The sequence below is a fragment of the Acidovorax sp. NN32 genome (genome assembly GCF_057597245.1).
The window spans coordinates 112,920-137,526 of record NZ_CP199679.1 but is presented as its reverse complement, the minus strand read 5'-3'; the positions used below and the strand labels follow the sequence as shown (position 1 = coordinate 137,526).

Genomic DNA, 24,607 nt, shown 5'->3' with positions numbered 1-24,607 from the left:
GCCATTTTTATTCAAATTTTAGTCATGAAGCGTCGTCACGCAATCCCCAGCCCGCGCCCCGGCTTTGGCCCGCCCCCTACGATGTCCCGACCATGCCCGCAAGCGACCTGATCGTCCACCGCCCCGAAGGCCTGTACTGCCCGTCCGGCGACTTCTACATCGACCCCTGGCGGCCGGTGGAGCGGGCTGTGATCACGCACGCCCATTCAGACCACGCACGCATGGGCTCGGCCCACTACCTGGCGCACCACGACAGCGCGGGCACGCTGCGCAACCGGCTGGGGGCAGACATCGCGCTGCAGACGCTGGCCTACGGCGAGGCCATAGACCACCATGGCGTGCGCGTGTCGCTGCACCCGGCCGGGCATGTGCTGGGCTCGGCCCAGGTGCGCGTCGAACATGGCGGCCAGGTGTGGGTGGCCTCGGGCGACTACAAGCTCGAAGACGACGGCACCTGCACGCCGTTCGAACCCGTGCGCTGCCACACCTTCATCACCGAATCGACCTTTGGCCTGCCGATCTACCGCTGGCCCTCGCAGCCCACGCTGTTTGCCGACATCAATGCCTGGTGGGCGGCGAACGCAGCGGCGGGCAAGGCCAGCGTGCTGTATGCCTATGCCTTCGGCAAAGCGCAGCGGCTGCTGCATGGGGTGGACGCCAGCATTGGGCCCATCGTGGTGCATGGCGCGGTGGAGCCGCTTAACGCCGTGTACCGCGCGGCGCGAGTGGACCTGCCGCCCACGCTGCGCGTGACGGACCCGGGCCTCACCAAGGCCGACCTGAAACGCGCGCTGGTGCTGGCGCCGCCCTCGGCCGCTGGCACCCCTTGGCTCAAGCGCTTTGGTGATTTTTCTGACGCGTTTGCCAGCGGCTGGATGCTGGTGCGCGGCGCACGCCGACGCCGGGGCGTGGACCGGGGCTTTGTGATGAGCGACCACGCCGACTGGCCCAGCTTGCAAAAAGCCATTGGCGCCACGGGCGCGGAGCGCGTCATCGTGACGCACGGCAGCACGGCCGTGATGGTGCGCTGGCTGCGCGAGCAGGGGCTGGACGCCCAGGTGTTCGCCACCGAATACGGCGCCGATGACAACGAGGACGATGCAGGGGCTGCGCCCGAGCCAAGCAGCGAACCCGCACCCAGGGCGAAGGCATGAAGGCCTTTGCCCAGTTGTTCCAGGCGCTCGACGCCACCACCGCACAGTCGGCCAAGCTCGCGGCGCTGGTGGCCTACCTGCGCGTGGTGCCGCCCGCCGATGCGGCCTGGGCCACCTACTTTCTCGCAGGCGGCAAACCGCGCCAGATGGTGCCCACCAAGCGTCTGAAGGCGCTGGCACAAGAGGCCGCAGGCCTGCCCGAGTGGCTGTTTGAAGAAAGCTACCAGGCCGTGGGCGACCTGGCCGAAACGCTGGCGCTGCTGCTGCCCCCGCCCGCCCAGCCCACCGAACTGACACTGGCCGAATGGATGGCCCAGCTGCTGCCCCTGCGCGCCCTGCCGCAGGGTGACGCCGATACCCGTCTGCGCACGCAATGGGACATGCTGGCGCCCGAGCAGCGCTTTGTGTACTTCAAGCTCATCACCGGCAACTTCCGCGTAGGAGTGTCGCGCCTGCAGGTGACGCAAGCGCTGGCCACGGTGAGCGCGCTGGACCCCAAGCGCATTGCGCACCGGCTGATGGGCTACACGCAGATCGGTCGGCAGCCCCAGGCCAGCGACTACCAGGCGCTGATCGCGCCGGTGGACGACGATGCCAATACGCAGGATGCCGCCGATGCAGGCCAGCCCTACCCCTTCTTTTTGGCCCACCCGTTCAACCAGCCCGTGGCCGAGATGCCCGCACTGCTGGGCACGCCAGGTGACTGGCTGGTGGAATGGAAGTGGGACGGCATCCGCGCGCAGATCGTGCGCCGGGGCGGTACGGTGTGGATCTGGTCACGCGGCGAAGAGCTGGTGACCGACCGCTTCCCCGAACTGGCCGAGGCCGCGATGGAGCAGCTCCCTGACGGCACAGTGGTCGATGGCGAGATCCTGGTATGGCTGCCGGGCGAGCCCCAGCCCCGCCCCTTTGCCGACCTGCAAAAGCGCCTGGGCCGCAAGACCCTGGGCCCGAAGCTGCTGCGCGAACTGCCCGTGGTGCTGGTCACCTACGACCTGCTGGAGCACGCTGGGCAGGACCTGCGCCAAGAGCCGCAACAGGCCCGCCGCACGCTGCTGGAGGCCACGCTGCAGCCGCCCAATGACACCGCCATCGCCCCCCCGCCCCACAAGGCCCTGCGCCTGAGCGCGCTGCTGCACGGCTCCGACTGGGCCGACCTCGCGCGCCAGCGCGAGGCCGCGCGCAGCATGGGCACCGAGGGCTTCATGCTCAAGCACCGCAGCGCCCACTATGGCGTGGGCCGCACCAAGGATGTGGGCGTGTGGTGGAAGTGGAAGATCGACCCGATGAGCGTGGACGCGGTACTCATCTACGCCCAGCGCGGCCACGGCCGCCGCGCGAGCCTCTACACCGACTACACCTTTGCCGTGTGGACCGGGCCGCAGGACTACCCGGACCGGCAACTGGTGCCTTTTGCCAAGGCCTATTCGGGCCTGACGGACGCCGAGATTGCGCAGGTGGATGCCATCATCCGCAAGACCACGCGCGAGAGCTTCGGGCCCGTGCGCAGCGTGGACGCGACGCTGGTGTTTGAGCTGGGCTTCGAAGGCATTGCGCGCAGCCCGCGCCACAAGAGCGGCATTGCCGTGCGCTTTCCGCGCATGCTGCGCTGGCGGCAAGACAAGCCCGTGGCAGAGGCCGATACCTTGCAAACGCTGATGGCACTGCTGCCGGGGCAGGACGCGGCAGCATGAGCACGACACGCCGACCGCGCAAGCCCGAGCCCACTGTGGCTACCAGTGCCGCAGCCCAATGGATGGCCGAGCGCGACTGGCAGCCGTTCGGCTTCCAGCAAGACGTGTGGCGCGCGATGGGCGAGGGCCGCTCGGGCCTGCTGCACGCCACCACGGGCGCGGGCAAGACCTATGCGGTGTGGCTGGGCGCGCTGCAGCACTTGGCGCAGGCCGATGCTGCACCTGCGCCTGCAGAAGCCCCCAACGCCCGCACCGCCCTGCGCACGCGCCGCGCTGCCGCACCGCCCCTCACCGTGCTGTGGATCACGCCCATGCGCGCATTGGCTGCTGATTCGCTGCGCGCCCTGCAGGCACCGCTGCCCGAACTGGCCCCCACCTGGACCAGCGGCCTGCGCACGGGCGACACGGCCAGCGGCGAGCGCGCCGCGCAAGACCGCCGCCTGCCCACGCTGCTGGTAACGACGCCCGAAAGCGTGTCGCTGCTGCTGGCGCGCGCCGATGCGCGTGAGCGCTTGGCCAGCGTGCGGCTGGTGGTGGTGGACGAGTGGCACGAGCTGGTGGGCAACAAACGCGGCGTGCAGGTGCAGCTGGCGCTGGCGCGCCTGTCGGGCTGGAACTCGGCGCTGCAGGTGTGGGGCATGTCGGCCACGCTGGGCAACCTGGAGGAGGCCCTGCACACCTTGCTGCCCCAGCCCTTGCCCAGCACGGCGGAAGCGCCACATCCACCGCCCGCCGTGCTGGTGCAGGGCCGCATCGACAAGCGGCTGGAGGTGCAGGTGATGCTGCCCGCGCGGGCCGACCGCTTTGCGTGGGCGGGCCACATGGGGCTGAGCCTGCTGCCGCAGGTGGTGCAGTCGATCGAAGCGGCAGCGTCCACCTTGGTGTTCACCAACACCCGGTCTCAGGCGGAGCGCTGGTACCAGGCGCTGCTGGAGGCACGGCCCGACTGGGCCGGCACCATTGCGCTGCACCATGGGTCGCTCGGGCATGAGGTGCGCGACTGGGTGGAGCGAGGCCTGAAGGCCGGGCAGCTCAAGGCCGTGGTGTGCACATCGAGCCTGGACCTGGGCGTGGACTTTTTGCCGGTGGAGCAGGTGCTGCAAATCGGTTCGGCCAAGGGCGTGGCGCGGCTGGTGCAGCGTGCAGGCCGCTCGGGTCATGCGCCGGGGCGCAGCTCCAGCATCACGCTGGTGCCCACGCACAGCCTGGAGCTGGTGGAGGCAGCCGCTGCGCGCCACGCACTGGCGCAGGGCCGCATTGAAGACCGGCACACGCCGCGTGCGCCGCTTGACGTGCTGGTGCAGCACCTGGTCACCGTGGCGCTCGGCGGCGGCTTTGTGCCCGATGCGCTGCTGGCCGAAGTGCGGCGCGCACCGGCCTATGCTGCATTGGCCGACAACGACTGGCAGTGGGCGCTGCAGTTCGTGCGCCAGGGCGGTTCATCGCTGGCCACCTACCCGGACTTTCACCGCGTGGTGCCAGACGACGAGGGTGTGTGGCGCGTGCCCGATGCGCGCCTGGCGCGCCGCCACCGCAGCAACATCGGCACCATCGTGAGCGACGCCGCCATGCAGGTGCAGTTTGTGAGCGGCGGGCGCCTGGGGTCGGTGGAAGAGAGCTTCATCGCCCGGCTGCGCAAGGGCGATGTGTTCATGTTTGCAGGCCGGCTGCTGGAGCTGGTGCGCACCCAGCAGATGACGGCCTATGTGCGCATCGCCCCCAGGGGCAGCGCCGCACTGCCGCGCTGGAGCGGCGGGCGCATGCCGCTGTCGAACACGCTGGCCGATGCGATGCTGGAACAGCTGGCGCAAGCCGAGCGCGGCCAGTTCACCACGCCCGAGATGCGCTGCGCCCAGCCGCTGCTGGAGCTGCAGCAGGCCTGGTCGGCCCTGCCCACACCCAGCCGCCTGGTGGCCGAGACCCTGCACACGCGCGAGGGCTGGCACCTGTACCTGTACCCACTGGCAGGCCGCCTGGTGCACCTGGGCCTGGCCGGGCTGCTGGGCTGGCGCGCGTCGCAGCAGGTGCCCAACACCTTCTCCATCGCGGTCAATGACTACGGGCTGGAGCTGCTGTCGGCCAAGCCCGTGGACTGGCCCGCGCTGCTGCCGCGCCTGATCGGCGAAGGCACGCACACCACCATCGGTAGCGGGCTCGAAGACGAAGTGCTGGCCAGCCTGAACGCCACCGAAATGGCGCGCAGGCGCTTTCGCGAGATCGCGCGCATTGCGGGCCTGATCTTCCAGAGCCACCCCGGCGAGCAGCGCAGCAGCCGCCAGCTGCAGGCCTCGTCGTCGCTCTATTACGACGTGTTTGCGCAGTACGACCCCGACAACCTGCTGCTGGCCCAGGCCCGTGCCGAGCTGCTGGCGAACGAGCTGGACATGGAGCGACTGGCCCGAACGCTGCGCGGCATGCAGGCGCAGACCCTGTCCATCCATGCCCTCACGCGCCCCACCCCGTTTGCCCTGCCGCTGATGGTGGAGCGCTTTCGCGAGCGCCTGAGCACCGAGACCCTGGCCGACCGGCTGGCGCGCATGGTGCAAGCGCTGGAGCAGGCGGCCGACGCCACCACGGGCACCCACCTTGCGCAGCACCCTGTGCAATCCACGGACATGGCGTGGGACCTCCCTGAAGGCTCCGCGACCTCGGCACGGCGCACGCGCCGAGACCCGGCCGGGGACAGCCCTCGTCGCGCCCGCAGACGCCACGGATTCTGAGCACCATGACCTCGCTGGCCACCCCCACGCACACCATCGGTGCGCACGCCATCACCCTGCCCTGCGGCACCGCGCTGCAGCTGCTGCCCCAGCACGCCCTGTGGTGGCCCGTTGCCCGCATGGTGCTGGTGGCGGATGTGCATTTCGGCAAGGCGGCCACCTTCCGCCGCGCAGGCCAGCCCGTGCCCCATGGCACCACGGCGGACAACCTGGCGCGGCTGGATGCGGTGCTCGCTGCCACCGGTGCCGACCATCTGGTGTTTCTGGGCGACTTTCTGCACGCACGCAGCGGCGCGGCCGATGCGCTGTGGCAGCAGTTGCTGCCCTGGCGCCAGCGCCATGCCCGTGTGGCGATGACCCTGGTGCGCGGCAACCACGACCTGCATGCGGGCGACCCACCGGCCACGCTGGCTCTGGCGCTGGTCAACGAGCCCTGGTTGCCTTGCGCCGATGTGCCGGTGCTGGCCTGCCACCACCCGCAGGCCGTTGCCGGCCACACGGTGATTGCCGGGCACCTGCACCCCACGCTGCGGCTGCGCGGCCCGGCGCGGGATGCGCTGCGGGCGCCTTGCTTTGGGTGGGGCGATGGACAGTTGATCCTGCCCGCCTTCGGGGCCTTCACCGGCACGGCGCCCGACACCCTGCCGAGGCACTGGGCGCAGTTTGCCGTCCTGCCTGGCCGCGTGGTGGCCGTTCCAGGGGGCCTTTCATAGGGTGTACAGGGGGTGGCGCGCTGCCGCCAACGCGGTCAAACTGCAGAGCGCCGCAGGGTGATTACCACCTATTTGGTGAAAAAAAGTGCCCCGGGCTTATGATAATTTTGCATTGTGAGATTCGATTGCAAAAACAGCGGGCTGTGACAGCCCCGAGCAAGGAGAATCAGAGAGCATCCGCGTTTGGCCCCGCTGCGACGCAGCCGGGGGCACCTACCTACTCTGTTTCGTGAGACAAGCCATGACGACCCAGCAACCGACCATCATCTACACCCTGACCGACGAAGCACCCCGTCTGGCCACGGCCTCCTTCCTGCCCATCGTCCGCACGTTCGCGGCGCCCGCAGGCATCAATGTGACGGAGAGCGACATCTCCGTGGCCGCCCGCGTGCTGGGCGAGTTTCCCGAGTTTTTGAAGGAAGACCAGCGCGCTCCCAACACCCTGGCCGAGCTGGGCAAGAAAACGCTGCAGCCCGACGCCAACATCATCAAGCTGCCCAACATCAGTGCGTCCGTCTCGCAGCTCAAGGCCGCCATCGCCGAGCTGCAGGCCAAGGGCTACGCCCTGCCCGACTACCCGGACCAGCCCAAGGACGACAAGGAAAAAGAGATCAAGGCCCGCTACGGCAAGTGCATCGGCTCGGCCGTGAACCCCGTGCTGCGCGAAGGCAACTCTGACCGCCGCGCGCCCAAGGCCGTGAAGGAATACGCACGCAAGAACCCGCACAGCATGGCCGAGTGGAGCCAGGCCTCGCGCTCGCATGTTTCGCACATGCACGCTGGCGACTTCTACCACGGCGAAAAGTCCATGACGCTGGACCGCGCCCGTGACGTGAAGATGGAGCTGATCACCAAGAGCGGCAAGGCCATCGTCCTCAAGCCCAAGGTCAGCCTGCTCGACCGCGAAGTGATCGACAGCATGTTCATGAGCAAGAAGGCGCTGCTGGAGTTCTACGAAAAGGAAATCGAAGACGCGCGCAAGACCGGCGTGATGTTCTCGCTGCACGTGAAGGCCACGATGATGAAGGTGTCGCACCCCATCGTGTTCGGCCACTGCGTGAAGATCTTCTACAAGGACGCGTTCGAGAAACACGCCAAGACCTTTGAAGAACTCGGCGTGAACGTGAACAACGGCATGGTCGATCTGTACACCAAGATCGAGACGCTGCCACAAAGCCAGCGCGACGAGATCAAGCGCGACCTGCACGCCTGCCACGAGCACCGCCCCGAGCTGGCCATGGTGGATTCGGCCAAGGGCATCACCAACTTCCACTCGCCCAACGACATCATCGTGGACGCCTCCATGCCCGCGATGATCCGCAACGGCGGCAAAATGTGGGACGCCAACGGCCGCCTGAAGGATGTGAAGGCCGTGATGCCTGAATCGACCTTCGCCCGCATCTACCAGGAGATCATCAACTTCTGCAAGTGGCACGGCGCGTTCGACCCCAAGACCATGGGCACCGTGCCCAACGTGGGCCTGATGGCCCAGCAGGCCGAGGAATACGGCAGCCACGACAAGACCTTCGAGATCGCTGAAGACGGCGTGGCCAACATCACCGACCTGGCCACCGGCGAAGTGCTGCTGAGCCAGAACGTGGAAGCTGGCGACATCTGGCGCATGTGCCAGGTCAAGGACGCCGCGATCCGCGACTGGGTGAAGCTGGCCGTCAACCGCGCCCGCAACTCCGGCATGCCCGTGGTGTTCTGGCTCGACTCGTACCGCCCGCACGAAAAGGAACTCATCACCAAGGTGAAGATGTACCTGCACGAGCACAACACCGTCGGCCTCGATATCCAGATCATGAGCCAGGTGCGTGCGATGCGCTACACGCTGGAGCGCGTGATCCGTGGCCTGGACACCATCAGCGCCACCGGCAACATCCTGCGCGACTACCTCACCGACCTGTTCCCCATCATGGAACTGGGCACCTCGGCCAAGATGCTGTCCATCGTGCCGCTGATGGCCGGTGGCGGCATGTACGAAACGGGCGCGGGCGGCTCGGCTCCGAAGCACGTGCAGCAGCTGGTGGAAGAAAACCACCTGCGCTGGGATTCGCTGGGTGAGTTCCTGGCGCTGGCCGTGTCGCTGGAAGACCTGGGCCTGAAGACCGGCAACGGCAAGGCCAAGGTGCTGGCCCAGACGCTGGACGCTGCCACGGGCAAGCTGCTGGACAACAACAAGAACCCAAGCCCCAAGACCGGCCAGCTGGACAACCGTGGCAGCCAGTTCTACCTGGCGCTGTACTGGGCGCAGGAACTGGCCGCACAGACCGAAGACGCAGAGCTGGCCGCCAAGTTTGCGCCCCTGGCCAAACAGTTGACCGACAACGAGCAGACCATCGTGGCCGAGCTGGCGGCCGTGCAGGGCGCACCTGCTGACATCGGCGGCTACTACCTGCCCGACGTGGCCAAGCTGGACGCCGTGATGCGCCCGAGCGCCACGCTGAACAAGGCGCTTGCCTCCGTCAAGTAAGCAGAGGCGGCGGGGCGGCCCCGGCCGGGGCTGCACCTGGTGCGAGAAGACAGGTGCTCTGACTGTGATTTTTTGGCGATATTGGCACCTGGCGCTTATCCAGCAAGCGCAATCAGCTATAAATTTTGTAGCGTCTTGACACAAGGCCCCGCTGTTTCAGCGGGGCCTTTTTTTTGCTGGCGGCCGGTTTACGGCCGCTCGCGCTCTGCCACCCGGCTGACCAGCGGCGCAGGCACATAGCCGGGCAGGAAGGCGCAGCCCTTGCCAAATGGGGGCTCCATGCCTGCGCACTGCCGCGCAATGCCCTCGGGCGTGGGCTTGTCGCCCGTGTCCACCCAGCGCAGCAGCGCCGCCAAAAGCGTGGGGTAGGTCGGGTCGCTCAGGTAGCTGTGGGTGTTGTGCTGGGTGAAGGTCTGCACCAGGCGCGCCGCGCTGCCGCCCTGCGCCATGGTGGCCTTGAAGGCTGCATCCAGCTCGACGAAGGCGGTGGGGTCGTCCACGCCTTTCACGGTGAGCACAGGCACGGGAATGCGGCCGGTCAGGTCCGTGTCCTGCGCGAAGCGGGCCACGGCCGCAGGGTCGGCGCGGTAGCGCAGCACGGCCGCGTTCAGGGCGGCATCGTCGGGCGAGCCCCGGTACAACACCCCCTGGTTGCCAAACGGACTCGCGCCGCCCGTGCGGTGCTGCACCACGTCACGGAAGTGGAACGTGGCCCAGTTCATATGGCCCTGGATGGAATTCGCAGGGATGCGTATCACATCCACGATGGTCTGCACCTTGCGCTGCTGCTCGGGCGTGCGCTCGGCAGCGGGCTTGTTCAGGGCCAGGCATTCGTTCAGGCGCGCTGACAGGTCCGCCTGCGTCATCGCAGCGTCGGCAGGCAGGCCGATATTCAGCGCGTACTGCGCCTCGGTGGGCCGGGGGTGGTTGTTGCACAGGTACTGGTAGACCACGCGCAGGTCGGTGCGGAAGTCGTAGGACCGCGTGCCGCCTGCCAGCACGCCGCTGGTGAGCAGCACGGCGTCGTAAGGGCGCTTGCCATCGGCCGTGGTCTGGAACATCTCGGCCCCCTTGGCCGCCACGCTGGCGCCCCAGGACTGGCCGTGCAGCACCGTGCGCTGCGGCTGCGCTACGTGCTGCACAAAGATCTGCCGCAGGCGCTCGGTGTCCTCGGCCGCTGCGCGCACCTCCACGCCGCCCTGGCGGAAGGTGCTGCCCGCCCAGGCGTAGCCCGCACGGACCATGATGGACCAGCGCGTGAGGTCTTCGACCGACCGCTCCATCCTGGGCGCACCCAGCGCGGGGCCCCCGTGGGCATGCAGCACGAGGTGGCCGTTCCATTGCTGCGGCATGGCGATCAGGTAATACGCACCCGCCGAATCCTGGCCCGACAGGCAGCGGGCGATGGGTGCCAAGTCCTTGGGGCAGGCCGCAGCCACGGGGGCGGCCTCGGCCTTGGCAGAGACCGCGCTGGCCGCTGGTGCACTGCTGGGTGCCATGGGCGCACAGGCGGCCACCGCAAGGCACGCCAGGCCCAGCAGGGCCAGGCGGGGCAGAGGCAAATGGGGTTGCGGGGCAGTCATGGTGGATGTGTCTCCTTGAGGATTCTTATGGGCCGTTTCAAACCGGATGCCGCTGCATCGTAGAAACCGGCTTTCAATACGTCAAATAGGCAAAAATGCCCTAGGCGATACGATTTGCATATGAACATCCTGCCATCTGCACCCGACCTCTGACATGGACATCCGCCAGTTGCGCTACTTTCTCGCCGTGGCCGAAGCCGGGCACATGAGCCGCGCGGCAGGGCTGCTGGGCATGGCCCAGCCACCGCTCAGCCAGCAGATCAAGGCCCTGGAAAACACGGTGGGCATGGTGCTGTTCAAGCGCCATTCCAAGGGCGTCACGCTGACCGAGGCGGGGCAGACACTGCAGGCCGATGCCGCCCGCCTGGTGCATGACTTCGACGCACTGCAAAGCCGCATGCAGCTGCTGGCCGAGGGCAAGACCGGCCGGCTCGTGATTGCCTTCACCAGCTCGGCCGCCGCCCATGAATTCACCCCGTTTGCCTTGCGGGAGTGCCGCGCCCGCCACCCCGGCCTGGTGCTGGAGATTGGCGAGAACAACGCCGCCGAGATCACCGAGGCCGTGGCCGATGGCCGCCTGCACTGCGGCCTGCTGCGCGTACCCGTGGCGAGGCCTGCGGGCCTGGTGTTCGATACGCTGCAGCACGAGCCCGCCATGGTGGCCCTGCCCATCGACCACCCACTGGCACAACGCCAGCGGCGCGGCAAGCCGCTGCCCATCCAGATTGCCGACCTGGAGGGCGAGCCCATGATCCTGGTGCGCCGCCCGGGCGCGCCCGGCCTGTATGCCAACCTGCTGGCGCTGTGTGCCGAGCAGGGCGTGCGCCCCCGTGTGGTGGCCGAGGTGGCGCGCATGCTGACCAACCTCAACCTGGTGGCTGCGGGCACGGGCATTTCCGTGGTGCCTTCATCGATGCTGGGCGTGCACCGCCACGCCATTGCCTACCGGCCGTTGGTGGATGGCGGGCGGCTGAATGTGCCCCTGACGCTGGTCTATCGCGACGAGGACAACGTGGGCCCGACAGCGACCTTCACCCGCTTGCTCCAGACGCTGGCGGGCGAAAAGCACCCGGCGGCCACCACGGAGCACCCACAAAAAAAGGCTGCCCGGTAGTCCACCCGGCAGCCTTCATCAGTATCAGCGCAGCCCCTGCTCTGGAGCCGCCACCGATCACATTGCGCAGCTCAGTTGTTGCCCAGCGCAATCCCCTCCCGGCGGGGATCGGCGCCGCCGGCATAGGTGCCCGCACCTGGGTTGCGCGACAGCAGGCCCGCATTGCCGTTGGACCGCACACCGTTGAACACCGCTCCATGCAGGCCGCTGGTGAAGGAGTCGGTCTGCGCCACGGTGTGGCCGCGTGCCTTGAGTCCGTCGCGGATGGCAGCGGTGTCGATGAGCGAGCCCTTTTCGATGGACGTGGTGGCGTTGGTCTGCGCACCGAAGTTCGGCAGGTTGATGGCCTGCTGGACGTTCAGGCCCCAGTCCGTCATGCCCAGGATGGTCTTGGCGGTGTACTGGATGATGGCACTGCCTCCTGGCGAGCCGACCACACCTTCGAGGTCGCCCGTGGTGGCGTTGAAGATGATGGTGGGTGCCATGGAACTGCGGGGGCGCTTACCAGCCTGCACGCTGTTGGCAATGGGGTTGCCTGCCGCGTCGGTGGCCGTGAACGAGAAGTCGGTGAGCTGGTTGTTCAGCAAGAAGCCGCGCACCATCTGCAGGCTGCCGAAGCCGTTCTCGATGGTGGTCGTCATGGACACGGCGTTGCCCGCGTTGTCGATGATGGACATGTGCGTGGTCGATGGCAGGGCCAGTGAGCTGTCCTTGCCCGTGGCGCCCGTGACACCCGGCGGGATGCCGGCCACCGGCACGCCCATGCTCTTTTGCAGGCTGATGAGCTTGGCGCGCTCCTTGAGGTAGTCGGCATTGATCAGCCCGGCCTGGGGCACGTTGACGAAGTCAGGGTCGGCCACATACAGCGCGCGGTCGGCATAGGCCAGGCGATAGGCTTCGGACACCACGTGCACGGAGTCGAGCGTGTTGGGCTTCATGGCCGCCAGGTCAAAGCCCTGCAGCAGGCCCAGCGTCTGCAGCACCGCGATGCCGCCGGAGCTGGGCGCGGGCATGCCACACACGCGGTACTGCACACGGTAGACGCCGCACACGGGCTCACGCACCTTGTGGGTGTAATCACTCAGGTCATCAAGCGCGAGCTTGCCGGGGTTGGTGGGATGGCTGACCACCTTGGCCACGATGTCCTTGGCGATGTCCCCCTTGTAGAACGCATCGGCACCGCCCGCTGCAATGGCCTTGAGCGTGGCTGCAAATTCAGGGTTCTTGAGCAGCGTGCCCGCCGCCTTGGCCGTGCCGTCGGCGTTGAGGAAATAGCTGGATCCGGGCTCGCCCTGGGCCTTGATGCGCGCGGCCGATCCGGCAATGGACACACTCATGCGCTGCGAGATCGCAAAGCCGTCTTCGCTGAGCTTGATGGCGGGCTCGAACAGGTCCTTCCAGGGCAGCTTGCCGTGGGCCTTGTGCGCGGCTTCGAGCATGCGCAGCACGCCCGGAGTGCCGACCGACAGGCCGCCGTCCACCGCCGCCAGAAACGCCAGCGGCTTGCCATCGGCGCCGATGAAGAGGTTGGGCGTGGCGGCCTTGGGCGCGGTCTCGCGGCCGTCGTAGGCCAGCAGCTTGTTGGCGCCCTTGTCGTAGTGCAGCATGAAGGCGCCGCCACCAATGCCCGACGACTGCGGCTCCACCAGGTTCAGCACCATCTGCACCGCAATGGCGGCATCTGTGGCCGTGCCGCCCTTGGCCAGGATGTCCACACCTGCCTTCACCGCCAGCGGGTTGGCCGCCGCCACCATGTCCTTGTTGGCATAGCTGATGGTTTTGGGCGTGTAGCCCGAGGGCGGCTCGGGCGGCACGTACTGCTCGGTGGGCTCAGGCGTGGCCACCGGGGTGGTGGGGCCGTCACTGCCGCCACAGGCGGCCAGCACGGCCAATGCGGCAATGCTCAGTCCCAGGGCGTAGGGGTTGCGTCGAAAAACAGAAAGCGACATGGATGAGATCCTTGAAAAAAGGGCGACGGGAGGGGCCAGGAACGGCGTGCTATGGGGAGACAGCGCACCACGCACCGGGTGGATGCACGGTGCGAAATTACGGGGACTTGACGCAGATTCCGTGCCAACGATGCCTTGACAGTATGTAACGACAGCCCTGAAAAAACTTTGCTTTTATGCCCTGATTAACGCCCAATAAGGGAAACGATTTCTCACATATCCCTTGAAACAGAATCTGGATTCCATTGACCGCCAGCTGCTGGCGATGCTGCAGCACAACGCCGAGACGCCACTGGCCGAGGCCGTGCATCTGTCCAACACGCCCTGCTGGCGGCGCATTCAGTGGTTGCGCGAGAAGGGCTACATCACCCGCCATGTCGCCCTAGTGGACCCGCGCAAGGTGAATGTGGGTGTGACGGTGTTCGTGGCCGTGAAGACCAACCAGCACCACCAGCAATGGTTTGACACCCTGCGGGATGCCGTGATGGGCATCCCCGAGATCGTCGAGTTCTACCGCATGAGCGGGGATGTGGACTACCTGTTGCGCGTGGTGGTGCCCGACATCCGCGCCTACGATTCGGTCTACAAGCGGCTCACGCAGGCCGTGGCGCTGTCAGACGTGAGTTCGAGCTTTGCGATGGAAGAAATCAAGTTCACCACGGCGCTGCCGCTGAACTATGCGCAGTAGCGGCCACCGAGGTGACCGTCTGCGCACAGGCACTGATCAGTACTTGCCCATGTAGTCGCGTTTGCCCAGCTCCACGCCGTTGTGCCGCGCAATGGCATAGGTCGCGTTCACGTGGAAGAAGAACTGAGGCAGACCGTAGTGCAGCAGGTAATGCTCGCCGACGAACTGTTTTTCGCGCGGGGTGCCGGGCTGGATGGTGATCTGGCGTGTGGCGGCATCGGCAAACGCAGCCTCTGGCAGGCCTTCGACAAACGTGAGCACGGTGTCGATGCGTTCATTCAGGTCGGCAAAACCGGGACGCTCGGCGTCGGGGAAGGACGGCACCTCCACCCCGGCCAGGCGCGCCGCCACGCCCTTGGCAAAGTCGCAGGCAATCAGCACCTGGCGCGCCATGGGGAACATGTCGGGGAACAGTCGGGCCTGCAGCAGGGCATCCGGCTCGATCTTGCGCGCCGTGGCATGGGCCTCGGTCTTGGCCAGCACGTCTTTCAGGGAGCCCAGCATCTGGCGAAAGACGGGGATGCTGGCGTTGTAGATGGGGTGGGTCATGGGGTGTCCTGGAAATGGTGTGAGGCAGCAGCAGGGGCCACTTGATGCCCCATCGCCGGGCCGCATTGCAACACACCCCACCCAGGCTTGCAGCTGAAAGGTCAAGCAGCAGGCCGCGACTGGGCCAGTGCAATGGCCGCCTGGATCGCTGCGCGGGCCTGGGGGCTGTTCTTCCAGCAGGTGGAGCCCACCATGGCCGAGGCCGTGGAAACAATGTCCAGGGCATTGGCCTTGCCCAGATGCGCCAGCGATTCAAAGCCCATCTGTTCAAGCCGAGCGACGACGGTCGGCCCCACGCCCTTCACGTTGAGCAAGGCGCGGCGTTCTTCAAGGGGAAATGGCATGGTCCGAGTATGCAGGAGGCAGGACAACCCGGCGGGCGTGCCCGTCAAACGTCCGGCGTCCTTCAGACCGCCGTCGCCAGGGGCCTGGCAGCCCGTGCCGCAACCCCCACCCCCACCAGCGCCGCCGACACCACGCTCAGCGCCAGCGTAAAGGCCGAGCCGTAGAAGATGCCCGAGGTCATGCCATGGTCCAGCATGGCGCCAAACACGGGGGCGGCGAGGCAAAAGCCCAGGTCCAGACCCGAATACACGGTACCGTACACACGGCCCGTGGCGCCCGGGGGCGCAGCGCGCTTGATGAGCATGTCGCGCGAGGGGCCCGCCAGGCCCGTACCCAGGCCAGCGACCGAAGCCACGGCCACCGCCGCCATGCCGGGCAGGAAGCCCATGCCCACCACCACCAGCAGCGCCGCCGAACCCAGCAGGCACACCGAGATGATCTTCTCCAGCCGCTGCACACGCCCCACCAGGAACCCACCCACCAGCATGCCTGCCGCGCCGCACAGCATGTAGCCCGTGACCACCATGGCCGTGATGCTGAGCGGCAGGCCGTACATGGACTGCAGCGCGGGGCTGGCGAAACTCTGGATGGCGCTCAGCGCGCAGGTGCTCCAGAAGAAGAACGAGAAACACAGCCACACCGAGGGCAGCTTGAGGAAGGCCATGGGGTGCTCGGGCTTGGCAGCCCCTGCCCCGCCCTTGGCCTGGTGCGCCCAGGCGCCCTGGCGGTCGTCGAGCGCATCGCGGTTCCAGACCATGATGGCCAGCACCACCAGGGCGAACAGCCCCCCGCACAGGCAGGCCGTGCGCCACGAGCCCGTGGCCGTGGCAATGCCCGCCATGAACACCGGCGCCGTGGCCCAGCCCAGGTTACCGCTGATGCCGTGCACCGAAAAGCCATGCCCCAGGCGCTGCGGCGACACGCGTTTGTTCAGGATCGTGAAGTCCACGGGGTGGAACGGCGCATTGCCCAGACCGGCCAGCGCGGCCGCCAGCAACAGGCCCCAGTAGCCCTGCGCGGTGCCCGCCGCCAGGCCCGCTGCTGCAAAACTCGACAGCGCAAAAAACATCACCGGCCGCGCGCCCACGCGGTCCACGATGAAGCCCGACAGCGCCTGGCCCACGCCCGAGATCACAAAAAACACCGACACCAGCAGGCCGAGCTCGGAATAGCTGAAGCCAAACTCGCCGATCAGCCACGGGAACAGCGGCGGCAGCAGCATGTGGAAGAAATGCGAGCTGCCATGGGCCAAGCCAACGAGGCCGATGGTGCGGGCGTCCTGCCGCAAGGGCACGGGGTTGGCGGTGGCGCCAGAGGATGAAGCGGTCATGGGCTTGATCTTAGGCACGCAGGCTTCGGCAGGTTTACGATAGGCGGCCAACTTCTATCGCAAACATGCCAAACCCCGCCGCCGCACCCGCCCCATCCCCCGAGCCGGTGGTGGAGCACTTTGCCGCCCAGGTTGTGCCCCGTCCAAAAAGCGGGAGCTCGCGCGGAGCGGGGCGCGGGATGTCGTACGTGGGCTCGCTCACACCCGAGCTGTTTGTGCCTACCCCCGCCCGCCCGGTGCGCGCCAAGCTGCGCTGGCTGGCAGCCGACACCCAGGTGATGCCCCACAGCCACCCCTGGGCGCAGGTGGCGATCTCCACCACGGGCGTGATCCGGCTCACGGTGAACCACGGCACCTACATCGTGCCGCCCTCGCGCGCGCTGTGGATTCCGCCCGGTGTGGAACATGCCGTGACCATGGTGGAAGACGCCGACCTGCGCACGCTGTACTTTCACCAGCCCCGGGGGCGCTGCGGCCCCGGTGTGCCGCGCGACCAGGAAGACGCCTGGCGCCAGTGCCGCGTGCTGGAGGTGTCCGAGCTGCTGCGCGCCCTGGTGCGCGAGATGCCCACCACACCCGATGGCGGCCCCGCCCCCACGCCCGCCGAACTGCGGCGCGAACAGCATCTGAGCGCCCTGGTCAGGGGCGAACTGGCCCGCGCCGCCGCCGTGAAGCTGGGCGTGGACCTGCCCCAGGACAAGCGCCTGCGCCACCTGTGCGAGGCCGTGCTGGCCGACCCCACGCGCCATGAAACACTGGCCGACTGGGCGCAGGACACCGGCGCCAGCCCACGCACCGTGGCGCGGCTGTTCCGTTCCGAACTGGGTAGCACCTTCACCCAGTGGCGCCAGCAGGTCATCCTGGCCAAGGCCGTGTCGCTGGCCGCCGGGCGCATGCCCATGGGCCAGATCGCCGCCGAGCTGGGCTACAGCCCCAGTGCGTTCAGCGCCATGGTGCGCAAGTCGGTGGGGCAGCCACCGGGGCGGTTTCTGGGGCAGCAACACCCGGCGCCTGAGCAATAGAGGCTGTGCAAGGCTGCACCACCGGCCTGCGCACGCGTGAAAGGGCTCAAAACGGCGCGCTCCTGACGCGCCAACGGCGTCTTGTCCTTCGAACTTGTCGCTGCCCGCCTACGTTTGGAAACATGTGTTGCGCCCACAGTGAGTTCATCCCTAGCACCAGGTTTGAACCCCATGACAAAACAAATTCGCCACCATGTGGCAGCCCTTTTCCTGCTTCTTCCCGTCGCCAGCGCCCTGATGGTCGTTCCAGGTACGGTCATGGCGCAGCCCGCCGCCCCTGAATTGCGATCACTGCAGGTAGCGACAGACGACGGTCTGCGGGCCGGCGCCGACCTGCAGTTCACGGTAGAAGGCACACCGCGGGGCAAGGTTCAGCTCCGTGTGGCTGGCGTGCCCCGCGCCATCGTGCTGCAGGAAACCGAACGGGGCGTATACACGGGCAGCTACACAGTCCGCCGCCAGGACCGGCTCAACGAAGGCAGCGCCGTGCGCGCCACGCTGAAGGTGCGCAACCGCACCATCACCAGCAACTACACGCTTCCGGCCAACATTGGTGACCGCAACGTGGTGGCCGCACCGCCACCCGGACTGAAGATCGACCGTTTCTCGGTCGCCCCCATTGACAAGATGGAGCCCGGCGCCGAATTGCGCTTTACACTGAATGGCGCGCCCGGAGGCCGGGCGGATTTCGACATTCCCGGTGTCATCGACAACGTGCCGATGCGTGAGGTATCGCCCGGCGTGTATGAGGGCGCGTACACCATCCGCCGCATGGACAACTTGGCGCCGTCGCGCCCCACGGTGGCCACCTTGCGTGTCGGGGACCGCACGGTTTCGTCAACCCTGACCCAGCCTTTGATCGCCGATGCCAAACCGCCGGTGATTCGCCACGTGTCGCCGCGCGACGGGGAAACGGTCCCGCGCAATGCGGCCACTTCGGTGTCCGGCACGTTTGATGACGTCGGTGGTGTGGGTGTAGACCCCAAGAGCGTTCGCATCGTGATCGCGGGTCGCGATGTCACGTCCGCCTCGCAGGTCACGCCGCAGTTTTTCACCTACCGCGCTGACCTGCCCACCGGCCGGTATCCGGTCGAAGTGACCGCCCGGGACCTGGTGGGCAACGGCATGCGCCAGAACTGGACCTTCAACATCGCTTCGCAAGTGAACGCCGCGCCCACCACGGTGCAGCTGCAGGTGACCAGCCACGCCAACCATGCCACAGTGGACAGAGGCGCCGTGGTCGTGCGCGGCCGCACCGTGCCTGGCGCGGTGGTGGATGTCAAGGTGAATGCGGTCGGCACGCTCGTCGGCGCGTTTGGCCTGAACCAGGAATTGCTGTCGCAGCGTGTGCAGGCAGATGGCAACGGTGACTTCTCGTTCAGTTTCACATCGCAAATACCGCTACCCGGCACACGCTACGAAGTGACGATGAACGCCGAAAGGGGCGGCATGGCCCCAACAGAGACTCAGCTGGTGCTGTTCCAGAAATAAGGCGCTGCCGGCACCTCGGCGGTGACCCGAAATCGCCGACTACCCATGGACCCCTCGCGGGTCTATTTTTTTTGGGCGGAGCCTTTTCGGCCTGCCACCCGGGCATGGGGGCGGCTGATAGCCCTGCCCTTCGGTCTTACGTGTTGATCACCGCCAAAGCCACTGCGCCAGTGGGCGCCACCCATTTTTGATAGAAATAGCCCCCTAGCGCTTGACCACAAAGCGCTTTTAGCTATTACTTTAGTAGCATCTTTGAAATCCCGGTGACTGCATCCCGCAGAAGCCGGAGGTAATGTACGACCCGGAGACTGCGCGGTGAAAGGACCACCCGCTGCAGCGTGCATATCCCCATCCACCTCACTGCACCCCCATGACCACCGCCTCACCCCGCCGCGATGACATCCACAGCTACGAGCCCCGCCTGGGCCACGGCCTGCCGCACGACCCGTTCAACGCCATCGTGGGGCCGCGCCCCATTGGCTGGATCTCCACGCAGAACGCAGCAGGTGCCACCAACCTGGCGCCCTACAGCTTTTTCAACGCCTTCAACTACGTGCCGCCCATCGTGGGCTTTGCCAGCATCGGCTTCAAAGACACGGTGCGCAACGTGCAGGAGACGGGCGAATTCGTGTGGAACCTGGCCACGCGCGATTTGGCCGACGTGATGAACCAAAGCTGCGCCGCTGTGCCGCCCGAAGTCAGCGAGTTCGACCTGACCGGCCTCACCCCCCTTCCCTCCACTTTGGTCGCACCGCCGCGCGTGGCCGAAAGTCCGGTCACCTTTGAATGCCGCAGCACGCAGATCCTGCAGTTGCAGGGCGTGGACGGCGTCCCGGTGGACACCTGGCTGGTGCTGGGCGAGGTGGTGGCCGTGCACATCGACAAGGCGCTGCTCAAGGACGGGGTGTACGACACGGCGAACGCAGGCCACATCCTGCGCGGCGGGGGCCCGGCCGATTACTTCACCGTGGGGCCGGAGCAGCTGTTCAGGATGTTCCGGCCCCGGTAGCGGGCGCCACAGCTCAGGCTGCGGCCTTGTTCTGCACCAGGTCCATCGCAAACCGGCCATGGCCCACGGACCAGTCCGAATAGTCGTTCTCGTGCATGAAGATGAACACGTCGGCCGGGGCCACGCCCGCCGTGGCCTGCAGGTTGCGCGCGATGGCGGCATAGAGGGCACGCTTCATCGCGTCGCTGCGCCCGCGCCGCAGCGTGATCTCGACCACCACCACGCGGTCGGAGCGCGCCACGCCGTTGAAGGTGGGGCTGCAGGCAAATTCGCCGGGGGCGTAGCCAGCCACCAGGTTGAACAGCTCGTCCGGCGGCATGCCGATGGCGCCCACCAGGGCCTGGTGAATGCCTTGCACGATGGCATCGCGCGTGGCGGCGGGGGTGTCCTGCGGAACGTTGGTGCGGATAAAGGGCATCGGTTTTCCTATGTTCATTCAAATCAAATAAAGACATTCAAACCAGCGCTTGCCAATTTGCAAGCATTTCAAGCAGCTATCGCTTGAAATTCCATCTATTTTTGCTATCAATTTCTTGATTGAAAAGTGATGATTTGGCTGAATTTATGTGCTCTAAAATCACATAGATGAGCCACCGCCTGCCCCCACTGAGTGCCCTGCGCGCGTTCGAGGCCGCCGCCCGGCTGGGCCGCATGACGGCGGCCGCGGACGAGTTGGCAGTCACGCCCGGCGCCATCAGCCGCCAGGTGCGCCAGCTGGAGCAGCACCTGGGCGTGGCCCTGTTTGACGGCACCAAGGCCCGCCCTACCCTCACCCCGGCAGCGCATGTGCTGCAGCCGGTGCTGACCACCGCCTTTGCCCACATCGCCGATGCGGTGCGCGAGGTCAGCGACCCCAGCCGGGGGCCGCTGGACGTGGCCTGCTTCAGCACCTTCACCGTGAAGTGGCTGATCCCCCGGCTGTTCGACTTCCAGGCGCAGCACCCGGGCATCGAGGTGCGCCTGCGCACCACCGACGCAGGCACCGGTGCGGGCCGCATGCACGGCGACCTAGCCATCACTGCCGAAGAGGCCACCGGGGCGTGGGATACCAGCAAGGAACAACGGTTGTTCCCCGAACACCTGGGCCCGGTGTTGAGCCCCGAACTGGCGCAACGGGTGGCGCTGCAGCAACCCACCGACCTGGCGGACCTTGCCCTGGCGCCCCTGCGCCTGCACACCCGCACGCGGCGCAATGCCTGGGCCATGTGGGGGGCAGCGGCGGGCGCTACCGTGCCGCTGCCCACGCCTTCACAGGCGGGGCCCGAGTTCGAGCACTACTACTTCACGCTGGAGGCCGCCGTGCGCGGGCTGGGCATTGCCGTGGCCCCCTGGCATCTGGTGATGGACGACGTGTTGGCGGGGCGGCTGGTGGCCCCGCTGGGTTTTGTGGCCTCCGGCTATGACTACGTGGTGCGCCGCCGCACCAGCGGCCCCCTGCCCCGGCTGGATGTGTTCTGTGCCTGGCTGCAGGCGCAGGCCCTTGCCAATCCCGTCCCTCCCGGGCCGCAAGGGCCACCGTCGGGCTGAGGGTCCTTTTTTTACCGCATCGGCAGCAGCGGAGCTGGCTGCGGTGCGATCCTGGCTCAGGGAACGCCCACTGATGGCAACAGCATCAGGGGTCGGTCCAGCAGCGGCGCGCACAGCCCTGAGGCCGGGTTGCGCGCCCATTGCTCGATCCAGGCCCAGACCAGCTGCACGCCGTCTGTGAGCGGCCCCGCACCGCGCTGCAAGCCGTGGTTGGCGCCGTCCAGGCGGCGCGCGCAATAGGGCACGGTGCGCAAGGAGGCCAGCTCTGCAAAACGCTCGTAGGCCGCAAGGGGCACCAGCGCATCGTCGCCACCCCACACCTGCAGCAACGGCCAGGGGCTTCGCACCAGCGGCAGGGTCAAGGACCAGTTCCACAGGTCGCGCCAGTAGCCCAGGCTGCGGCCCTGCGCTACGGAACTGTCGGGGCGGCGTCCAGCCACCATGCGGCCCAGTTCCTCCCAGTCGGCTTGCGCCCCCAGGCGCTGGGCTTGCAGGGCTCCCGCCTCCTGCGGATCAAGGCCACTGGACGCCAGCACCACCAGGCCCGCGAGTTGCGGAACCTCGGGTGCCAGGGCGGGCAGCAGTTCGGCGCCTTCGGAGATGCCCACCAGCAGTTGCGGCAGCGCGGGTGCGCCTTCGCGCGCGCGTTGCTGCGCATCTGCCACCAACGCCGCACGGGCGTGGGCCAGCCAGCTGGAGAGGCGGTCTTGCTGCACGAAATCGCGTGCGCAGTCTGCGGGCGCCGTGCGCGCCTGCGGGTCCACGCCGGGCTTGTGCAACACCAGCACCTGGGCATGCAGCAGGCCGGCAAAGTAGCGGTCGGCAATCGGCCCCATGCCTGCGCAGCCGGAGCCGGGGATGACGATCACGCGGTAGCGCAGCGAGGCGGTGCGCTCGCTGCGCGTAAGGGCCAGGAGCGTGGCGCCATCAGCGCCTGGCAAGGGCCGCAGTACAAAGCGCTCCGCAGGGGGTGGCGTCTGGGTGGCTGCAGGAGCCTCCTGTGCATTGGCCTGTGCAGGCGCCGTGGGCGTCTCTGTGGAAGCCTCTGGCCCGTACACATTCACCAGCGATTCAGACGCTGCCGCCGCATAGAACGGCGGGGGCGAGGCGCAGCCACCCAGCACCACGGCAATGGCCGTGGCGACGAAAAACGCCAGCACCGGGTTGGCCAAGGGCCGCAAAGGTGCAGTAGAAGCAGAAAGGTGTTTTACGTTGAGCACAGGCCACAGTCTGGCATGACTGCGACCACCCCGGGCGCTGCACCTGCTACGGGTGGCCGCCCAGCGCGAGATGCCGAGCAAGGGGCTGCAGCCCCCGGCGGTCGGCACCGAGTGGCAGCGCCTCACGGGGTTGCCACCCCTGCTACTTCAAGATGATGACCTGCTCAGGCTGCTGGGGCTGCGGCATGGGCATGGGCTGGCCGCCCTGTTGGTAGACCACGGGCGGGCGCACGCCGCGCGACAGGTTGGCGTCGGTGTAGCCCAGCTGCATGGCGAGCTGCTGGTACACGTCCTGCGCCAGCGACAGCGAGGTTTCGCGCATCACCTTGGCGCGGTTGGGAGGGGCGATGTCGCCACGGATCGACAAAATCTTGGTGTCGTTGCCTTCGCCCTGGGCGGAGAACGCGGCCTTGATCTCGTAGGTCTTGGTGTTGATGAGCGAGAAGTCGGCCAGCAGCTGCAGGCCGTACTGGCGCGTGGCGCTGGTGGTGCCTTGCAGGGGCGAGAGCGCGTCGGTGAAGTCGATGCTGGAGACCACGCCGAACAGCACGTAGTCGGCGCCGTTGAACTCGCCCTTTTTGATGCGGCTGATCACGTCGTTGACCTGGGGCTGAACCTGCGGCGTGGCCATCTTGCCGCCCTGCACCTGGTTGAGCACCTGCTCGGCCTTGCTCGGCTGGGGCTTGCCAGCGTCGAAGCCCTTGCCCTGGATCAGGCGGAAGTACGTGCCCTGCAGGATGGCGCCCTTGATGTCGTTGGTGTAGCCACCCAGCTCGCGCTGCTCGATGTAGCTGTAGCGCCCGGCCACGTAGGTGCCGCTGGCCTGCTCGGACGCCTGCATCGAGTGGCTGCCCGAGTGCGAGCCGCCACCGCCATAGGGGCCGTGGCTGTAGCCACCGCTGTGGCTGCCGCCTGCGCTCATCTGGCTGCTGCGCTGGTAGGTACCGGCCACAAAGTATTCGGACACGCGCTGGGCATAGGCCAGGTCGGTCACGGCGATCTTGGGCGCCGCGCCGGGCTGCTGCGCCTGGGCGCCCGTGCCCCAGGCCATGGTGGTGGCGGCGATCACGGCCAGGGCCGTGTGCAAAGTGGTTCTGCGTTGCATGGTGTGCTCCTTGTGAGCTAACGGGAATTCATGAATCCATCGAGCGATGTGGCCTTAGCGCCCACATCCTTCGAAACTGGCGCGGCCCAGGCCAGCGGCCGCCGTGCAAGGGCCGCCCCGCCGCGCTGGCGGCGTCCCCCTTCCCGCGCGCAGCGCGAGAGAAAGGGGCTGAGGGCCGCGGCTCCAAGCCTGCCAATGCAGGCTTGGACGGCCCGCAAGAGCTGCCGCTTCTGGCGGCTGCACCGAGCGGTCGCACCTCAGGGGGTTATCTCTTACTCGTCTTCCGGATTTCCTTTTCGTCCTGCCACTCGATCGTGCCTTCCTGCACATCAAACAGCTTGAGCGTGAACTTGTAGTACACGTCCTTGGTCGCGTTGTTCTGCTTGACGATGCTGGTCAGCTCGCCTTCCATGCTGTACTTGGCGGCCGTCATCTGGCCGACCTTGGCGGTGGTGCCTTGCTTGTACAGGCCGCTCTGGTTCTGGCGCTGCAGCTCGTCCACACCGGCCTGCATCTCGTTGATGGAGCGCACGAAACGCACCTTGCCCGACTTGACCAGCGAGGTCTGGATCGAGTTCATCACGTTGGTGGTGTCGATGTATTCGCTGGTCTTGTTCTTCACGGTGGAGATCGTCACCGTGGGGCGGCCCTGGAAGATGCCGGTTTCGAGCAAACCGCCGGTCATCTTCTCGGCAATCATCTGCAGGTCGGTGGAGCCGAATTCGTTGGTCACCAGCTCGACGGCCTTGGCATCGCCGTAGTTGACCTGGCGGTCAAAACGCACGGTGGGCGAGGACAGGTTCTGGCAGGCCGACAGGGCCAGGGTGCTGGCCGCAAAGGCCAGGACCAGCGCGCTGCGCTGGATGCGGTTCTTGGTGTTCATGTTGGTTTACTCCTCACTCAAACAGGGATTGGCGC

The 24,607-nt window shown here is 67.1% G+C and carries 20 protein-coding genes; 11 read left to right on the top strand and 9 right to left on the bottom strand.

The features are described 5' to 3' along the window. Window positions 1-92: 92 nt before the first annotated feature. From ACT89O_RS00635 to ACT89O_RS00615, 5 genes are all read left to right on the top strand, one after another. Window positions 93-1,154, top strand: a complete 1,062-nt coding sequence (locus ACT89O_RS00635; protein WP_487261541.1) for a ligase-associated DNA damage response exonuclease — start codon at window positions 93-95, stop codon at window positions 1,152-1,154. Next, window positions 1,151-2,848, top strand: a complete 1,698-nt coding sequence (locus tag ACT89O_RS00630; RefSeq protein ID WP_487261540.1) for an ATP-dependent DNA ligase — start codon at window positions 1,151-1,153, stop codon at window positions 2,846-2,848. The genes ACT89O_RS00635 and ACT89O_RS00630 overlap by 4 nt, the downstream gene beginning before the upstream one ends. Further along, complete coding sequence (locus ACT89O_RS00625) at window positions 2,845-5,568, top strand: ligase-associated DNA damage response DEXH box helicase (protein ID WP_487261539.1); 2,724 nt, start codon at window positions 2,845-2,847, stop codon at window positions 5,566-5,568. Before ACT89O_RS00630 ends, ACT89O_RS00625 begins: the two co-directional genes overlap by 4 nt. Window positions 5,569-5,573: 5 nt before the next feature. After that, the gene (gene pdeM / locus ACT89O_RS00620; protein ID WP_487261538.1) at window positions 5,574-6,281 is read left to right on the top strand and encodes a ligase-associated DNA damage response endonuclease PdeM; all 708 of its coding nucleotides are present in this window, start codon (window positions 5,574-5,576) and stop codon (window positions 6,279-6,281) included. A gap of 241 nt (window positions 6,282-6,522) precedes the next feature. Next, complete coding sequence (locus ACT89O_RS00615; RefSeq protein ID WP_121507997.1) at window positions 6,523-8,757, top strand: NADP-dependent isocitrate dehydrogenase; 2,235 nt, start codon at window positions 6,523-6,525, stop codon at window positions 8,755-8,757. Window positions 8,758-8,945: 188 nt separating this feature from the next. Here ACT89O_RS00615 and ACT89O_RS00610 read toward each other — a convergent pair whose 3' ends face one another. Next, window positions 8,946-10,340 carry a hypothetical protein gene (locus tag ACT89O_RS00610; protein WP_487261537.1) on the bottom strand — a complete coding sequence of 465 codons (1,395 nt, stop codon included), beginning with the start codon at window positions 10,338-10,340 and terminating at the stop codon, window positions 8,946-8,948. Between the two features lie 154 nt (window positions 10,341-10,494). Between ACT89O_RS00610 and ACT89O_RS00605 the strand changes: the two genes are divergently transcribed. Beyond that, complete coding sequence (locus ACT89O_RS00605) at window positions 10,495-11,454, top strand: LysR family transcriptional regulator (RefSeq protein ID WP_487261536.1); 960 nt, start codon at window positions 10,495-10,497, stop codon at window positions 11,452-11,454. Between the two features lie 71 nt (window positions 11,455-11,525). Here ACT89O_RS00605 and ggt read toward each other — a convergent pair whose 3' ends face one another. Then, window positions 11,526-13,403, bottom strand: coding sequence for a gamma-glutamyltransferase (ggt, locus tag ACT89O_RS00600; protein WP_431151424.1), 1,878 nt, complete (start codon window positions 13,401-13,403; stop codon window positions 11,526-11,528). Between the two features lie 235 nt (window positions 13,404-13,638). Between ggt and ACT89O_RS00595 the strand changes: the two genes are divergently transcribed. Next, window positions 13,639-14,091: an Lrp/AsnC family transcriptional regulator gene (locus tag ACT89O_RS00595; protein WP_487262907.1), complete on the top strand. Its 453-nt coding sequence runs from the start codon at window positions 13,639-13,641 to the stop codon at window positions 14,089-14,091. A gap of 36 nt (window positions 14,092-14,127) precedes the next feature. Here ACT89O_RS00595 and ACT89O_RS00590 read toward each other — a convergent pair whose 3' ends face one another. The 3 genes from ACT89O_RS00590 to ACT89O_RS00580 all read right to left on the bottom strand — a co-directional run bounded on the left by ACT89O_RS00590 (window position 14,128) and on the right by ACT89O_RS00580 (window position 16,315). Beyond that, window positions 14,128-14,640 (bottom strand): DUF1993 domain-containing protein, encoded by a 513-nt coding sequence (locus ACT89O_RS00590; RefSeq protein ID WP_055395783.1) that lies wholly within the window; start codon window positions 14,638-14,640, stop codon window positions 14,128-14,130. Window positions 14,641-14,741: 101 nt separating this feature from the next. Continuing rightward, complete coding sequence (locus ACT89O_RS00585; RefSeq protein ID WP_121421794.1) at window positions 14,742-14,984, bottom strand: helix-hairpin-helix domain-containing protein; 243 nt, start codon at window positions 14,982-14,984, stop codon at window positions 14,742-14,744. A gap of 62 nt (window positions 14,985-15,046) precedes the next feature. Then, a complete protein-coding gene (locus ACT89O_RS00580; RefSeq protein ID WP_487261535.1) occupies window positions 15,047-16,315 on the bottom strand; it encodes an MFS transporter in 1,269 nt (422 codons plus the stop codon). Window positions 16,316-16,380: 65 nt separating this feature from the next. Here ACT89O_RS00580 and ACT89O_RS00575 point away from each other — a divergent pair, with 65 nt between their 5' ends. The 3 genes from ACT89O_RS00575 (at window position 16,381) to ACT89O_RS00565 (ending at window position 19,837) form a co-directional block, all read left to right on the top strand. Next, a complete protein-coding gene (locus ACT89O_RS00575) occupies window positions 16,381-17,337 on the top strand; it encodes an AraC family transcriptional regulator (RefSeq protein ID WP_487261534.1) in 957 nt (318 codons plus the stop codon). 171 nt (window positions 17,338-17,508) lie between these two features. Further along, window positions 17,509-18,828, top strand: coding sequence for a hypothetical protein (locus tag ACT89O_RS00570; protein WP_487261533.1), 1,320 nt, complete (start codon window positions 17,509-17,511; stop codon window positions 18,826-18,828). A 370-nt stretch (window positions 18,829-19,198) separates the two neighbouring features. Further along, window positions 19,199-19,837, top strand: a complete 639-nt coding sequence (locus ACT89O_RS00565; RefSeq protein WP_487261532.1) for a flavin reductase family protein — start codon at window positions 19,199-19,201, stop codon at window positions 19,835-19,837. A 13-nt stretch (window positions 19,838-19,850) separates the two neighbouring features. Here the strand turns inward: ACT89O_RS00565 and ACT89O_RS00560 are convergent, their stop codons facing one another. Further along, window positions 19,851-20,255 carry a tautomerase family protein gene (locus ACT89O_RS00560; RefSeq protein WP_487261531.1) on the bottom strand — a complete coding sequence of 135 codons (405 nt, stop codon included), beginning with the start codon at window positions 20,253-20,255 and terminating at the stop codon, window positions 19,851-19,853. A gap of 167 nt (window positions 20,256-20,422) precedes the next feature. On the opposite strand from ACT89O_RS00560, the gene ACT89O_RS00555 reads away from it, so the two are divergent. After that, window positions 20,423-21,364, top strand: coding sequence for a LysR substrate-binding domain-containing protein (locus ACT89O_RS00555; protein ID WP_487261530.1), 942 nt, complete (start codon window positions 20,423-20,425; stop codon window positions 21,362-21,364). Window positions 21,365-21,420: 56 nt separating this feature from the next. On the opposite strand, the gene ACT89O_RS00550 is transcribed toward ACT89O_RS00555, so the two are convergent. The 3 genes from ACT89O_RS00550 to lpoB form a co-directional block, all read right to left on the bottom strand. After that, window positions 21,421-22,545, bottom strand: coding sequence for an alpha/beta fold hydrolase (locus ACT89O_RS00550; protein WP_487261529.1), 1,125 nt, complete (start codon window positions 22,543-22,545; stop codon window positions 21,421-21,423). A 181-nt stretch (window positions 22,546-22,726) separates the two neighbouring features. After that, window positions 22,727-23,689 carry a hypothetical protein gene (locus tag ACT89O_RS00545; RefSeq protein WP_218301383.1) on the bottom strand — a complete coding sequence of 321 codons (963 nt, stop codon included), beginning with the start codon at window positions 23,687-23,689 and terminating at the stop codon, window positions 22,727-22,729. A gap of 265 nt (window positions 23,690-23,954) precedes the next feature. Further along, window positions 23,955-24,572, bottom strand: a complete 618-nt coding sequence (lpoB, locus tag ACT89O_RS00540; protein ID WP_218135467.1) for a penicillin-binding protein activator LpoB — start codon at window positions 24,570-24,572, stop codon at window positions 23,955-23,957. Window positions 24,573-24,607 lie beyond the last annotated feature (35 nt).